Below are 14,888 nucleotides of genomic sequence, written 5' to 3'. Positions count from 1 at the left end.
GTAACCATACTTTTCGACGCATTGCGCGTCAGTGGTACGTGACTCATCCATCGCGGGCCCTAGCCGGCTTAAGCATTCCGTTCTAGTTGCGTCCACGCTCGTAGATCCCGATCAGTAATGACCACCGATATACAAGTTGGTGTAACCGTACTTTTCGACGCATTGTGTAAGGGTGCTTCGAGTCTCATCACCAACTCGCGCTTGGTTAGCCATGCATTCCTCCCAGGTCGGATAAGTGGTGTAGTACCGCATACAGGTGCCTTCGATGTAGTAGCTGCACCTGCCGGGGTCGGCTGGGGCCCCCTGTTCGGCGTGAGCCGGAACGAAAATGATCAATAATGTTGCACCGGTGGTGAACAGTCCGACGATAAGTCGAGTGAGTGCGCGCATAACCTTTACCTCAGTTCTTCTGAGTTGAGCCGGATAAAATTTGGTACCCAGACATCGAATCCCCCTGAGTCCCCCAGTGGTGTACCTGCCGGAGTATCCGCAGGGCAGCGTCTGCCGACCACGCGGAATGCTTCTGCCGAAGCCCGTGGTCCGGCAGGTGGGCCAGCACTTGCTGCCGTTCGGAACAATCCACGCCAAACGATAGTGTCGGCACACCTTCTCGGGCTTGTAGAAATCCGAAAGCGGCGCACATGGTCGGCCCGTCGCGGAGACTGGCGTGCGTGGTCCACCGCTCAGTCCGGGATCACCGTCGATCAGTTCAACCGGGGCCCACATCGGAGCCGAGGCGATCGTCACGGGTCGGCGGCTGATCTCGCGTTCCGATCAGTAGGGCGGCCCGCGGGTGAGGTCGCAGGGCGGCCCGCAGTTGGGTGGGTGTGCACGCGGTCATCGCTCGGACCTCGTGGGCGAAGTGCGCGTGATCGGCGTAGCCGCAAGCATGAGCGATCGACGTCATCCGGTCCTGGTCGCTGTGCTCGAGCAGACGTACGGCGTGCTGGAAGCGCAGGATGCGTGCCGCGTTTTTCGGTGAGACACCGACTTCGCGGCGAAAGCGAAGTTCCAGGGTTCGTGTACTGACATCGAGCTGCTCGGCCAACAAGGTGATCGACATCGTGCCGTAGGCGTGCTGGAGGCACTGCCAGGCATAGCCCACCAAATCGTCTCTGACAGGCCGGGGCTCCAGCGTGGAAAGCAGAAACTGGTCCAAGGTGAGGAACCGGGACCGCCAATCGGCAGCCTCCGCGAGTCGTTCGATGACCTCACTCACCGCGGTGCCGAGAAAGTCGACCAGATCGGCCTGCCTGTTCCCGAGTTCGAACATCTCGACGCCCAGCAGCGCGAACGCCGCAGTCGGGGCCAGTCCTACCGCAATACCCCTGTGCCGCCCCTGCTGGGTGAAACGCACGACCCGATCGTGCACACCAGTCACCGGAACGATCAAACCGTTCGGCAGGGGCGGCCCGAACAGCACTGTCACCCACCCCCGCGGGAACAACTGACGAAACACCGGGCCTGGACTCAGCGTCCGATAACCCACGTACCCGGCAACTGTGTCTCGCAATGCCGCATGGGGCACCCCGCGCACGATTGCACAGTTACCAACCTGTTCCTGGACACCCGACCGGCCGCTGTCCCGCGCGTCGTGACGTTCGATCTCGTACCGTGCCGACATTCCACCAGCCCCCCGAATAGCGGTGTGGATCAATGCTTTCTGCACCCGATCTGTTCACTGTGCAGGGATCGCCACATGATCGCCACTAGGTTCTGTCCATTCCTTCCCCAGTTCGCTACCCGCGGATAGCCCGTAGCCCACGGTGGGCACGGATGAGGAGCAAGCCACGCCGGACGTAGCTGATGCCGGCGCCGGCACGGATGTGCCGGCACGATGGCAACACCGACCTCTTCGTGCGCTTCTCGACTCTGGCGATCACCGACTTATCTTCTGCGAGACCTGCGCAATTTGCCTGCCGCGTACACCCAAATCGGCATTACAGGATGCCCTGCGTGGCAGGTGATCTCGTGTTCGGCTCGACCGATAAGCGGCATGACAGTGCGTTCGAAATCGGTGAATGGCAGTAGAGGATGTTTGGCGCAGGACCGGGCATGCACGGACCTGGCATCCCAATTCGAGCGCTCCGAGGACGGGGCTCCTTCCCTCCATACGATTGCCGTGATGAGAGCGAGAAACTGCCAATGTGGGTTGGTTCCAGTCGCCGTATGCACACGATGCGCGGCTGATCTATGTTTGGGCCACGCGCTGGAGGAACCACTCGAGGTGCATCTGCTCCTTCACGGTGGCCTCCGGAAACCTGGCTCCGTGCGCACTCTATGCGAGCCCTGCGTATGGAAGCGAATGGAGGAGCAGGCACTTCAAATGGTGCAGGCTTTGCGTAACCGTGGGATCCTGACGCCCGAGCAGATGGCAGCATATGTACTTGCACAAGACATTTGGTCAGGCAAGCCGCGTCTGCCGTTCGGTCCGCTGATTGTGGTCACCGCGGCCGGGCACCGCCCAGACTGGGCGGTCGACGATCCGATCAGGGCGGCCGGTGTACTGTTCGCAAATCAGAGTGGTCCTGCCGATCTCACGCACGTCGAGTGGCGGGTTATTCGGGCGAACACCGACCAGCCACGTTCGCTCTTCCGGAGCAGTAGTCGGCAACCCGAGCTTGTCGCGCACGGCACCCTGCTTGGGTGGGTGACACCGGAATGGACCGACTACGAAACCAACTCCGGGGTTGCTCAAAGAGTCTCGATGGTGTCGCCGTCCGGGGCGAGTCTGACACTCGACGTCCCGACCATCCACGACCTGCGAACCGTCCTCGACATCCCGGCGACCTCGTTCTCCAACCACACTGCCACGATCTTCCATGGCTTCAACGCGGGTAGCTCGTTTCTGGGCAATCCCAGAGAAATCGGCCGCGCCTTGTGCCGCAACCTCGGTGTCGAGTGGAGATGAGCTACCGGACTCAATTCGGCAATATGGCGCATTCGGCAGGCCGAGATGATCTCCGCCTGTTGATCTTCCGAGGGTGCCGCATGGTCACGGCGAACCGCGCGCCATGCGGCGATACAGGATGTTTGGCTGAGGTGTGGCCGAGCGCTGATGCTGGTCGGCCGCCGGGTGCACTGCGATTGCGACCCGAATCGTATGGGGCTAACCTCGCGGTGCCTCAGGATTCATGCTGCTGACGTGGTCGTGCGGTTCATTCGTACGCGAGAACTCGAAGCATCTATGCCGTCTGTTGCCCGTAGTCGACTCGCCGGATGATAACAGCCAGCAGCGACGCGGTCAGTGCGAACAATGCGCTCGTACCCCACCACATCAGCGGCTGCCTGATCAGCAGCGTGAGGCAGGTTCCGGTCCAGGTCGCGAGCCAACTCAGCCACCAGCACACCACCAGCGGGCTGACGTTCGCCCCTGTGGCGGCCGCGTGTACGTATTGGCGGCTGGCGCCATATACGTCCCCCACGACGAGCGCGGGCAGTACGAGATTGGCCACCGGGACGAACCACGCGGCGATCACCCAACCTTGCTCGAGCATGTGTGTACCCGCACGGCTCATCCGCCCGCTATGGACTCTGACCCGCCACAGCCAGCACACGAACAACACCCCGGCCGAGATCAGCGTGACGACCCAGATCGCGACACCCAGCAACGTCAGCGGTATCCAGGTATCCACCGCCGGATCGTCCGGCCAGGGGTAGCCACCGAAGGGTCCGGAAATGTGCCGTACCAGCGGGTTTCGGGGAGAAGCGAGAGCGATCAGCGCGGGCCCGACCGCGACAGCGCAGCTCAACACAGCCGTGAGGATCCCGAGGCCTTGACCCGGCACGTCGCGCGCCGCGAAGTGATCGCCGGCCACTGTCGGCGGCGCGTCGATGAGCTGAGCCCGCGTGTCTTGCCAGCGCACGACTCGGGCAAGCAGCACTGCCAGCACGACCACGGCGACGACGAACAGGATGATGCCGGCGAACTGCACCACCAGCCCGGCGCGGGCAGGGCCCGCCGAAAACGAGAGCCGGTACCTGATGCCGAGCGACAGCAGCGACGCCACGAAAATCGCAATGGTGCCGAGCGCGAAGCACAACCACCAAGCCACGACGTACCCGGTCGTCGTGTTGGGCGGCAGGCGTACAGCGTTGCGCGGGGTGGCGGGGTCGCTCGCGCGCTGGATGTCGTCGACCAGCAGTGGCGGGATCACCGAATTCACCACCGGGAGAAATCCCGCGATGATCCACACGCGCGCGCACCGATGTCGTGCGGTACACAGCGCTTCGGCGTTGCGCCGGGCCCGGTGGATCCAGGCGATGAACACGACACCGGTCAGCACCTGTAGCCCCAGCGCTGTCCATGCCACAACCTTGCCCGCCGATGCCGATGTTTCCAGCGCTGTGAACCACGTCGATTCATAGCTCAACGCCCACGGAACATCGTGAAGCACCCCGATCAGCACCCAGTTCAGCACCAGCTCGATCGCACGCAATACCGTGACCGCCGCAGCACCGGCGACAACGACGAGCCCAAGCCGGCGCACCGAATGAAACGGTGCTGTCGTAGATGGCGAAAAACCCACGCTGCGAACGTATCCGGCATCGTCCATAGCCATAAATCCCCCAAGCGGTAGTACTGCAAACCACCAGGAGCCAGTATTGCAGGATTTGATGGCGCGCGGCACCTCTCTGAGCGACATGGACGCGCTGATGTTCATCGACCGGGGGCGGCCGACGTGCGAGCCACGGTCTCGATGCCTGCGCTGTGGCGTGTCCCGAAAAATGCTGTCCCGCAACGCTGTGCGAGCCGCCGGTCTCGGTGCGATGATTGTGTCAGGTCTGAGCACGACGGGTGGGCGGTGCGAGATGGGGCAGATCGTGACACGCATGATTTCTTTGGTGTTGCTCGGGTGTGTGCTGGTGGGCTGCAAGGTCGGCGGCAGTGCTACCGACAACCTCACGCCTGGCAGTATCGACGCGGCACTGATCGGGCTCGCCGATGCGAGTGTCGAGGTCGGCTCGACTCTCATGTCCCGAGTCGATGCCACCAAACCCGTAGCCGCACAGCCGACTACGCCACCCGAATGCGGGACGGGCGCGAGTCCGGCATCCGAGGCGGTGTACGGGAGTGAATGGACCCAGTTCCGGCTCACCACCTTTCAGGAATCATCCAGCACTTGGGACCACAGCCTGACTCAGGCGGTGGGCCGCTACGCAGGCCCAGAGCAGGCGCGCGGAGCATTCCTTCGATTGTCCGACGCGCTGGTTGCGTGCGGCGACAGGGAGACCGTAGTTATCGGCGCGGGAGGTGTCACGGATTCCAAGTGGCGCAACCACGGTGATGTCACAAGCGGAGAAGTGTTGCGCTGGAACGCCGAACAACTCGATGCCACGACATGGCGATGCTTCCGGGAGGTTCGGCTGAAACAGGCGACGCTCGTGCAGGTGGCCCTGTGCCAGTCCGGCAACGGGCAACCGGCAGCGGCGGCGATCGCCGATAAACTGTCGAGTCGGCTGTAGGAGTGACTGTGCGTAGAGGCGCCCACCGTCTTTCCATACTGCTTGCCACGCTGGCGATTTCGCTCGGTTCGAGCTCGCTCGGGGTGGCTCAGCCGCCTGCCACGCCGCGACCGCCGCCGGGTGCTGTTTCCCCGATCCCGCAGGGTGAGACCAACCCGCCGACCCTGAGCCAGCGCATCGCCACCTTCAACGCCAGGTCGGAGTCGTTCCAGACTCGTGTCAACGCCGAGAAGCAGCGGGAATCGCGGCTGAACAGCCGCCTCCAGGGCTTGGAAACTCGAGAGTCGGCTCTGAAGGCCGAATTGCGGTCACTGGAGGCGCGGCGACCGCCGCCGACCGCATCGGGCGGTGCAGTAGCGCAGTTCAATGCTCAGGTCAACGCGTATAACGCGAAAGTAGACGCTCTCGATGCCGACTTCAGTGCCTACAACGGCGAAGTGGAATCTCACAATGCCGAACTCAAGGCGTTGACCACGCTGTGGCAAGCACTGACGCAGGAAACCGAGGCGATCGAGGCCGAGTTGGCCAGACTGGCGATAGAGGCGAGTCGGGCTGCCGCGCCCCCGCGGTCCGAGCCGCAGCCCGGAAATCAGCCACAACGGCAAGCACCGACCGGAATCCAGGCGCCTCAGCAGCCCGCCAGTGGCAATACCGCCAGCACGCAACATCAAGCAGCCGCGTTGCGCGCATACGCCCAGAATCGGAATGTGCAGGTCCTCGCTCGGCCGGTGACCGCACGGTTGACACCGGAGACCGTGGGCAGGATGTCCGAGCAGCAGGTCGCGGTACTCAGCGGCGGTGGTACCCGGCAATTCGACGCTGTCGTACGCAAACCCGACGGCACCTACACCGGACTCATCGTGACACCGCCGGGCGGCACAAGCCCTAGCCAGTCCGCCGTCGACGACGCCATCCGCCAGGGCGGCCGAGCACAGGCATCGCTCAGCGGCAGCGATATCACCATCACCGAGGTACAGGTGGTGCCACCACCACCTCCACCGCAGCCCAGCCGAACGCTGCCGAGGCATCCACCGAATCCGAACGCCAGACCCTCCGGCACGCCCCAGCGCGTCGATCCGACCGATGACGAGGAGACCCAACGTTCGCACCGACGGGAGAACGAATCCGCCGAAATCCTCGCGCGGGCAGGTTACGACGTGGAGCAACGCCCCCAGGTGCCGGGAGGGACCCGGCCCGACTACTTGCTCGACGGCCTGATCTTCGACAACTATGCTCCCAGGACGACCAACCCCCGCAATATCCTCGACGGAGAGATCCGGGGCAAGATCGAGCGCGAGCAGACCACCCGAGTCGTTCTCAATCTGGCCGACAGCGAGGTCACCATGGAGTCGCTCCGAAAACAACTGGAGGACTGGCCGGTTGACGGCTTGGAGGAGATCATCGTGATCAGGCGTGACGACAACGACCGCGAGAAGTTCAATATCATCTACTTCTACCCCTGGTAACTGCTTGTGGCCGTCGAATTCAGCTTCGAAATCGCAACCGCCGAACCCACCACAAAGATCTGGGCGTGGGCGGCGGCAGTAGGCAGCATGGCCCCGGGCTGGCTCGATGTCGGTGCCAAAATCCCTTCCGACCGCGATCCGATCTGGATTGATTTCGGTATCCGGTCGACGGTGTGGGTTCAGTTCGCGCTGTCGGGGGATCACATAGCCGAGCAGCACAACACCATGACCCGAATCGTCAGCGACCTGTTGAGACGCACCACCGGCGACGCGATCCTGCACCATCAATACGATGACATCTGGCTCATCCGCCGTGTGGGAAGTCTCGTCGTCAGTAACCGCGGCGACGCCTGGACCCCGCTGCGTCTCGCGGCCCTTCCCGAACCGTATTCACGCGCGCCCCTGCACTTTTCAGAAGACTAGCGCGATTGCCGAGCAGCATCCTGGTAGGTGCGGTGATTCTTGCGCACAGGACTCCGGACACCTCGCTGCTCGCGGTGACCGGGAGGTCGATCAAGGACGGTTGAAGTACTCGCAGGTAGCGGCGGCTCACTCGGTGTACTGGTGGATCCATCACGATGGGTGACCCGGTGCAATTGATCGCCGGTGTCCGTGTGGCGCTGTCCGCCATAGGGCTCGGGTTGCCTGCTGCATCAGAAGATCTGGTCATCGGGTCTCCTGACCTCGGCGACTACACCGTGGACAACTGCCCGTTCGGTCCGGCGACGCGGTGGTTGTTCGTGATCGCAAAATCATATGAGCGACAACTGAATCCGGCACACTGGCGGTGTGAGCGCGTTTGTGGTGATCGTGTACGTCGCCGTGGCTGTGAACTTCATCTTCGGAATGAGTTTCCAGGTGGTGCGAATCTGGGTCGATGATCGTTCGCTGCGTTTCAAGGCCACGATGGTGCTGGGTAGCTTGGTCTCGGCCTTCATTGGTTGCCTGGTCGCCGCAGTGATCGCGTGGCAGCATCGGGCTGAGTGGATCTTGGTTGCGTTGTTTGCAGCGATGTTCGTGGCCGGAGGGATATCGGGGGTGATCAGTAGCATCCGGCGATAGACCACCGCCGACGAGGGTGAAAATGGTGACCGCACTGTTCACCGCCTACCGAACCCCGCAGCGTTCAGCCCGAACATAGGCGCCACGAGGCGCGAGATCCGGCGAGCTCGACGCGCCTAGCTACATCGGCTCGGACTAGCGCTTTACGTGACGGGGCCAGGATCGCGCTGCGCTTGTCGGCGACTACCACGCGAGGCGCTGCACTGGTGCTACCGCGTGTCACCGCCCCGGCATTCGTAACCACGACAGAACTTTCTCGGATCGATTGTTGCTGCGTGTGATGGTTCGCCGGTAGAGGGTGCAATCGTCAACTAGATAGGGGAGGAGTCGAGTGGTAGCGACCGGCTGGCTCGTCCGGATGACGGGTCAGTCGGACGCACGCAAATCGGCAGTAGCGGACGTTCGGGGATGCTCAGTTCGGCACGGCCGGTCGATCTGCTCCTGCCCGCTCAGTCCCCGAACTCCTTCAAGAATGCGCGCTGCTCAGAGTCGATCTGGGCAGATCGATCGGCAAGCGGGCCTGGGGCACACCCTTGGCTCAGCCGTATGCCTCCGGCCCCACCGATCGAGTCCACGCCCCGGCCGTCTGCGACCTACTACAACCGGACGCTCTGCGGCACAGTGGGTCTCGCGTCGATGGAGGCAGCACGGGGCGTGACGGTCCAGGCCGGCGGACGTCACGCCGGGCCGATGAGGGGCGGATGCTCCAGCACCCGGGGCTTGTACTCGACCAGCTGGACGCGGCCGTCGAAGGTGCGGTGCTCGATTATGTCGAGGGCAATGTCGGGATAGCCGTCGTGGATACGTTCCGCGCCCGTGGCTCCGGTGACCGGGAACATCACCTCCCGGAATCGGTCGACGAGTCCGGGTCGTAGCGGGGACCGGCACAGGCTCAGGTTGCCGATTGCGGTGAGGAGCCCCGAACCGCTCGACTTCATGACGCGGACCGACCCAATGGCGTCGTCGCGGACGAGCGTGGAGTTGGCCCATGCCAGTGGCTCTCATCAGGCAGGTGACCTCGGGCTGCGGCGAGCCCGTCCCCCGCTGAGGTCCTGGGCCAGTACGGATTTCGCACCGTACCGCTGGCGCACCCGACACTCTAGCTATATGCTTTTGCACCTAGTGCTTTTGCACCTATATCAGGAGGGGCCGATGAAGCTCGAATATCCGTTGCTCGGTCTGCTCGCGGCCCGGGCGATGAGCGGCTACGACATCAAGCGGTGGTGCGATATCGAGGGCAAGTTCGTCGGCCTGGACCGCCATGCCAGCCAGATCTACCGCGAGCTGAACCGCATGCTGGGCGAGGGCTCCGTGGCGTCGCGGACCGATCCCCGCGACGGCGGACCGGACGCGAAGATCTACACCGTCACCGAGGCCGGAATGGCACGGCTGCGGCGCTGGGTGCGCTCGGCGTACCTGCCGCCGCGCCGGTTCCAGGATCCGGAGTTCGCGTTCCGGCTCCGCGTCAGCATGATGCTCGGCGAGCCGGGCACGCTCGAACTCGTCCGGGAGGAACTGGCAGCGCGGCACGAGCAGGTGCGACTCAACCGAAACCGCCCGTACGACACCGAGACCGACGGCAATCGGCCCGAAATCGATGCGGATGCCATGGATTTCATCGCACGTCAGATCCGGCGCCAGGGCGAGCAGCAGATCGACGGCTGGATCGCGTGGCTCGAGCAGTTGCTGGAGAAATTGGAGGCCCGCGCGGCCACCGACGAGGCAGGCCACGCCGGAAATCGCAAGGCGGGCAACTGATGCGCGCGGTCATGGTGTTGTTCGACAGTCTCAACCGCCGGTTCCTGCCGCCCTACGGCGCCGACTGGGTACACGCGCCGAACTTCACCCGCCTCGCCGCGCACACGGTGCGGTTCGACAACTGCTACGGCGGCTCGATGCCGTGCATGCCCGCCCGCCGCGAGATGCACACCGGCCGCCACAACTTCCTGCACCGTTCCTGGGGCCCCTTGGAACCCTTCGACGATTCGGTCCCCGAATTGCTGTGCGCGGCAGGGGTTTACTCGCATCTGGTCACCGACCATCCGCACTACTGGGAGGACGGCGGAGCGACATACCACAACCGATTCCGCACCTTCGAGTTCTTCCGCGGCCAAGAGGGCGACGCGTGGAAAGGGCAGGTCGCCGACCCACCGCAACCACCGAGCCCGCGCCGGGTCCGCCACCACCTGTGGCGGCAGGACCTGATCAACCGGCAGTACCTGACCGAACCGGCCGATCACCCACAGATCCGAACGGTGGACGCCGGCCTCGAGTTCATCCGCACCAATCACACCGAGGACGCGTGGTTCCTGCAGATCGAATGCTTCGACCCGCACGAACCCTACTTCTCCCACCGCGAACACCAGCGCCACTATCCCGCCCTGGACGCGGCGAGCGAGTCCCCGGCGTGGCCCGATTACAAACGCGTGGCCGAAGATCCGGAAACCGTGGACCGTGCGCGCGCCGAGTACGCCGCGCTGCTGACCATGTGCGACGCGTCGCTGGGTCGCGTCCTGGACGTCTTCGACGAGCTGGGTCTGTGGGACGACACACTGCTGATCGTGTGCACCGACCACGGATTCCTGCTCGGCGAGCACGGCTGGTGGGGCAAGAACGTCCAGCCCTGGTACGACGAGAACATCCACACACCACTGTTCGTCTGGGATCCGGTGGCCCGGACGAAAGCGGGCACCTGCCGGGACCTGGTACAGACCATCGACTTCGGCCCCACACTGCTGGACTTCTTCGGGCTCCAGCCCACCGCGGACATGCAAGGGCGGTCCCTGCTTTCGCTGCTACGCGACCCCGCGCCGGGCAAGCGCCGAGCCGGGGCGCTGTTCGGGATCTTCGGCGGGCACGTCAACGTCACCGACGGACGGTACGTGTACCTGCGAGCCCCGGCCGCCCCAGGCAACGCACCGCTTTTCGAGCACACCCTGATGCCGACACACATGGCGTCCCGTTTCACCCCGGGTGAACTGGAGAACGCGCAACTGGCCGGCCCGCTGCCGTTCACCAAGAACGTCCCGGTGCTGCAGGTACCCGGTTTCGCCGTCGGCGACCCGTACGACTTCGGCACGGCCCTGTTCGACCTGGAAAGTGATCCCCGCCAAGCGAACCCGATGATCGACGACGACCTCGAACTGCGGATGATCAACCTCCTGCTGGAACTCATGCGCGCGAACGACGCGCCGGAGTCCCAGTTCGTCCGCCTCGGCCTGCCGCTCGAGGGACCCGCCGACTCCCGGCACCTACTCGCCCGGACTCAACTGCGCGCCTACCAGGAAGCCGTTGCCCCGCTACCGGTTCCGGCGGACTTCCCCACCGGACGGCCCGGGGTGAACACACCGATCACCGAACTCCTCGCCGCCGCGAGCACCCGCGCGATCGTCGAGGCGGCGCTCGGGCCCGCGGTCGCCCGCATCGCCGAGCAGACCGGCTCGGTCACCCTCCTCGACCTCGCCGATTTCACCCCGGCGCTGACCGGACAGACCCTGCACCGCCTCGATCGGGCACTGGCCGAGAGCCTGCCGATCTCCCGCCACCCTCAGTGAGACCTGCCGTGATAGACAAACTCGTGCCGGCGTCCGCGGCACTCACCGACGCCGCGCCGGTGCTCGTCCCTCTGAATCCGGGGGTGAACCGGCCCATCGTGGCGGCGGTCGTACCGCCCGAAATGCGCGGCGCCGCTTTCGCATTGCCGCTGTCGGTGTTCGAAGCGCTCGCCTACGCGCTGTTCAACCTCGCCGCCGGACTGCTCACCGACGTGATCGGCACGCGCGGTGTAATGCTCTGGATTCCAGGCATTCTCATGCTCGTCAATGCCGCCTTCTGCACCGTTCTCTATCGCACCTATCCCGCCGACGTCGAACGGCAACGCACCCGCCTGACCGAGGGGATTCGATGAACTCCGACCGCCACCCGATCCAACAGGCACACCTGCCCGGCGGGACGTTCGCGATGGGCGACCCGCACCGCGACGGATTTCACGCCGACGGGGAGACGCCGGTGCACACCGTGGAACTGTCGCCGTTCAGCATCGACACGACCACCGTCACCAATGCCGCCTTCGCGACGTTCGTGGCACACACCGGATATCGCACCGCCGCCGAAAAACTTGGATCCTCCGCCGTATTCCATCTCGTACTGGCTGCCGACGAGCACGACCTCATCGGACACGCACCGCAGAGTCCCTGGTGGGTAGAAGTCGCGGGGGCCACCTGGCGGCACCCCGAAGGACGGCATTCCAGCATCGACGACCGCGCCGACCATCCGGTCGTCCAGGTGTCCTGGCACGACGCCGTCGCCTACTGCGACTGGGCGGGCCGAGCGCTTCCGACCGAAGCGCAATGGGAATTCGCCGCGCGCGGCGGGCTGTCCGGAACCCGCTATCCCTGGGGTGATGAAGCCCCCGGCGCCGACGGGCAGTGGCGCGCCAACATCTGGCAGGGCACCTTCCCGAACGTCAACACCTGCGAGGACGGATTCCTGACCACCGCGCCGGTGCGCTCGTACCAGCCCAACGGATATGGACTCTGGCAGACCGCAGGCAACGTCTGGGAGTGGTGCCATGACCTGTTCTCCCCGAACACCTACGGCCACAACGCTCGAGCGGGGCACGTGCGCGATCCACAAGGCGCCGTGGCCGGGGAATCGCGAGTACTGCGCGGCGGCTCATATCTGTGCCACGACAGCTACTGCTCCAGATACCGCACCGCCGCCCGATCCTCGAACACCCCCGAGGCAACCATGGGCAACGCCGGCTTCCGCACGGTCTCAGCGCGCATTCAGGACGAACAACATTTTCCTGCGGTCCTCGCCTCAGACGACCACCGCAACAACCAATCTCGCAGCAGAAGGCAAGGAGTGGACATCCGATGAATCGAGAGGCAATGGGCCGCAGCCGAGATCGGAATTCGTGGGCGGTGGTCGCCGGTTCGACCGGAGAATTCGGGCAGGAGATCGCGTTGCGATTGGCCGAGGACGGGTTTTCGGTGGTCGTGTGTGGTCGTGACAGTGCCGGTGTGCGGGAGACTCGGCAGTTGATCGAGTGGGCCGGGGGACGCGCGATGGAGGTGGTCGCCGATCTCGGTGATTGCGCCGCGGTCCATCGCCTGATCGACACGATAACCCGGTTGCTGGCCGGAGCGCCGGTGGAGGTGCTGATCAACAATGCCGGTGAAGCCGATTACGGCTCCCCCGAGCACGTATTCGACCTGGCGTTCGACCTGAACGTGAAGACACCGGCCCTGCTGACCGGTGCGTTCGCGCCCGCCATGGCCGCCCGCGGCCGCGGCGCGATCGTCGATGTCGGCGGCCTCGACACCGCGACGAGACCCGGCGACCGGACCCTGATACAAGCCGCGACAGCAGCATTGAACACATTGACCATGTTGTGGACGGCGGAGTACGGGCCGAAAGGGGTACGGGTCAATGCCGTGGACCCGCACCACGACAATGACCCCGGCGCGGTCGCGGAAGCCATCCGGTTCCTCGTCTCCCCGCGCGCCGCGTCCATCCAGGGCGCCATATTGGCCATGGGCGCACGGAAACCCGAGGCGTACTCCCACGCGGATCTCTGATTCAGCCCGGCCGGAACCAGCAGGGAACCCTGAACCAAGTTCGCGATATCGGCCTCCGCGTGCGTGAGTATGCTGAGCGGCTCGGTGTGTCGATCACTGTTGCGATTGCCGACGCCGCACTCGGTCTCACGGTGGCACCCGTGTCCGGTTAACGAGCGTCGCCTCGAAAAATGGTCACTGCCAACGCGATAGGCGTGCATCGCGGGCTGCGGGCGGTAAAGGGGGCTGATCGTTTGGCTGAACCACGCAGGCGGGCAATACGTTTCATCTGACAGCAGGCTGCTGCGACGATGCTCGCGGGTTGCCTGCGCGGCCGGCAGACGCGAGGAGTCAGGAATGGACGAGCGATCCGCGACCTCCGGTGCATCCGTTACCGACGTCGGCATCTGCCGATTTCCCGTGGCGTATGACGCTGCGGCAGCGGCGTTCTGGGTGTGCGGACACTTGTTGCCCGACCTTACCCGCACAGCCTCGAACTTCTGCGGAGAGGTCTGCCTGGATCCCGATGGCCGACTGCGCCGGCACGACGGCGCCGCCGCGCTGCTGCGGGAATACGAACTGCGAACGCCGGCCGAGACATAACCCATCGCAAGTGGAAAAGTGGAGATCGGACAATGGCTACCTCAGCACCCACCGCGACAGCCGCGCGCACCAAGCTCGACACACCCGGCCGGGACATGGCCCGCAAGCTGGCCGTCGAAGCGATCGGCACCTTCTTTCTCGTCTTCACGGTCGGATCGGCGGTGTACAGCGGGAGTTCGCTCGCGCCGCTGGCAATCGGAGCGGCGCTCATGGTCATGGTCTACGCGGGCGGCCACATCTCCGGTGGGCACTACAACCCCGCGGTGACGTTGGCGGCACTGATCCGCGGCGGCGTCGGCGCCGCGGTCGCCGCCGGTTATTGGTCGGCCCAGGTGGTGGCCGGGCTGGTGGCGGCGGTGGTCGTGCGCCTCATCGCCGGCCCGGCTCGCGGAGCAGCCGTGAACCCGACGGGTCATCTGCTGGCCGACGCGCTGGTCGCAGAACTCCTGTTCACCTTCGCCCTCGCCTACGTCGTGCTCAATGTGGCCACCAGCGCCGACCATCCGAACAACTCGTTCTACGGCTTGGCCATCGGGTTCACCGTGGCGGCCGGGGCCATCGCGGTGGGCGGCATCTCCGGTGCGGTGTTCAATCCCGCCGTGCTTTTCGGCGGGCAGGTACTCGGCCTGTTCGGCCCATGGACTCTGCTCTATCCGATCGTCGAACTGCTGGGCGGCGCCGCAGCAGGCCTGACGTTCCGGCTACTCAATCGATCGGACGTCTAACGGGC

15 protein-coding genes are annotated in these 14,888 nt (G+C 64.8%); 12 read left to right on the top strand and 3 right to left on the bottom strand.

Translation table 11 applies throughout. The features are described 5' to 3' along the window. Positions 1-709 precede the first annotated feature (709 nt). Positions 710-1,669: a helix-turn-helix domain-containing protein gene (locus ACFYO1_RS34080; protein WP_387240334.1), complete on the bottom strand. Its 960-nt coding sequence runs from the start codon at positions 1,667-1,669 to the stop codon at positions 710-712. A gap of 636 nt (positions 1,670-2,305) precedes the next feature. On the opposite strand from ACFYO1_RS34080, the gene ACFYO1_RS34075 reads away from it, so the two are divergent. Beyond that, on the top strand, positions 2,306-2,911 hold the full coding sequence (locus ACFYO1_RS34075) for a hypothetical protein (protein WP_387240331.1): 606 nt from the start codon (positions 2,306-2,308) through the stop codon (positions 2,909-2,911). Positions 2,912-3,185: 274 nt separating this feature from the next. Here the strand turns inward: ACFYO1_RS34075 and ACFYO1_RS34070 are convergent, their stop codons facing one another. Beyond that, positions 3,186-4,664 (bottom strand): DUF4328 domain-containing protein, encoded by a 1,479-nt coding sequence (locus ACFYO1_RS34070; RefSeq protein WP_387240328.1) that lies wholly within the window; start codon positions 4,662-4,664, stop codon positions 3,186-3,188. Between the two features lie 148 nt (positions 4,665-4,812). Here ACFYO1_RS34070 and ACFYO1_RS34065 point away from each other — a divergent pair, with 148 nt between their 5' ends. The 4 genes from ACFYO1_RS34065 (at position 4,813) to ACFYO1_RS34050 (ending at position 7,994) form a co-directional block, all read left to right on the top strand. Next, complete coding sequence (locus tag ACFYO1_RS34065; protein WP_387240325.1) at positions 4,813-5,466, top strand: sensor domain-containing protein; 654 nt, start codon at positions 4,813-4,815, stop codon at positions 5,464-5,466. A 2-nt stretch (positions 5,467-5,468) separates the two neighbouring features. Further along, positions 5,469-6,932 carry a hypothetical protein gene (locus tag ACFYO1_RS34060; RefSeq protein ID WP_387240322.1) on the top strand — a complete coding sequence of 488 codons (1,464 nt, stop codon included), beginning with the start codon at positions 5,469-5,471 and terminating at the stop codon, positions 6,930-6,932. A gap of 6 nt (positions 6,933-6,938) precedes the next feature. Then, complete coding sequence (locus ACFYO1_RS34055; RefSeq protein WP_387240319.1) at positions 6,939-7,355, top strand: SitI3 family protein; 417 nt, start codon at positions 6,939-6,941, stop codon at positions 7,353-7,355. Between the two features lie 366 nt (positions 7,356-7,721). After that, the gene (locus ACFYO1_RS34050) at positions 7,722-7,994 is read left to right on the top strand and encodes a hypothetical protein (RefSeq protein WP_387240316.1); all 273 of its coding nucleotides are present in this window, start codon (positions 7,722-7,724) and stop codon (positions 7,992-7,994) included. Between the two features lie 677 nt (positions 7,995-8,671). Here the strand turns inward: ACFYO1_RS34050 and ACFYO1_RS34045 are convergent. Beyond that, positions 8,672-8,932: a hypothetical protein gene (locus tag ACFYO1_RS34045; protein WP_387240313.1), complete on the bottom strand. Its 261-nt coding sequence runs from the start codon at positions 8,930-8,932 to the stop codon at positions 8,672-8,674. 214 nt (positions 8,933-9,146) lie between these two features. Here ACFYO1_RS34045 and ACFYO1_RS34040 point away from each other — a divergent pair, with 214 nt between their 5' ends. The 7 genes from ACFYO1_RS34040 (at position 9,147) to ACFYO1_RS34010 (ending at position 14,883) form a co-directional block, all read left to right on the top strand. Then, entirely contained in the window at positions 9,147-9,752 is a 606-nt protein-coding gene (locus ACFYO1_RS34040; RefSeq protein WP_387240310.1) for a PadR family transcriptional regulator, read from the top strand. Next, positions 9,752-11,548: a sulfatase gene (locus ACFYO1_RS34035; protein ID WP_387240308.1), complete on the top strand. Its 1,797-nt coding sequence runs from the start codon at positions 9,752-9,754 to the stop codon at positions 11,546-11,548. The genes ACFYO1_RS34040 and ACFYO1_RS34035 overlap by 1 nt, the downstream gene beginning before the upstream one ends. 8 nt (positions 11,549-11,556) lie before the next feature. Then, on the top strand, positions 11,557-11,901 hold the full coding sequence (locus ACFYO1_RS34030) for a hypothetical protein (protein ID WP_387240305.1): 345 nt from the start codon (positions 11,557-11,559) through the stop codon (positions 11,899-11,901). Further along, positions 11,898-12,875 (top strand): formylglycine-generating enzyme family protein, encoded by a 978-nt coding sequence (locus tag ACFYO1_RS34025; RefSeq protein WP_387240302.1) that lies wholly within the window; start codon positions 11,898-11,900, stop codon positions 12,873-12,875. The genes ACFYO1_RS34030 and ACFYO1_RS34025 overlap by 4 nt, the downstream gene beginning before the upstream one ends. Next, on the top strand, positions 12,872-13,576 hold the full coding sequence (locus ACFYO1_RS34020) for an SDR family NAD(P)-dependent oxidoreductase (RefSeq protein ID WP_387240299.1): 705 nt from the start codon (positions 12,872-12,874) through the stop codon (positions 13,574-13,576). Before ACFYO1_RS34025 ends, ACFYO1_RS34020 begins: the two co-directional genes overlap by 4 nt. Before the next feature lie 336 nt (positions 13,577-13,912). Then, complete coding sequence (locus tag ACFYO1_RS34015) at positions 13,913-14,158, top strand: hypothetical protein (RefSeq protein ID WP_387240296.1); 246 nt, start codon at positions 13,913-13,915, stop codon at positions 14,156-14,158. Between the two features lie 32 nt (positions 14,159-14,190). Beyond that, positions 14,191-14,883 carry an aquaporin gene (locus ACFYO1_RS34010; protein ID WP_387240294.1) on the top strand — a complete coding sequence of 231 codons (693 nt, stop codon included), beginning with the start codon at positions 14,191-14,193 and terminating at the stop codon, positions 14,881-14,883. Positions 14,884-14,888 lie beyond the last annotated feature (5 nt).

The sequence above is a fragment of the Nocardia sp. NPDC006044 genome (genome assembly GCF_042871115.1).
In the GTDB taxonomy this organism is placed as follows: Bacteria; Actinomycetota; Actinomycetes; order Mycobacteriales; family Mycobacteriaceae; genus Nocardia.
The sequence above is the reverse complement of the archived record's forward strand: the minus strand, read 5'-3'. Positions and strand labels throughout refer to the sequence as shown.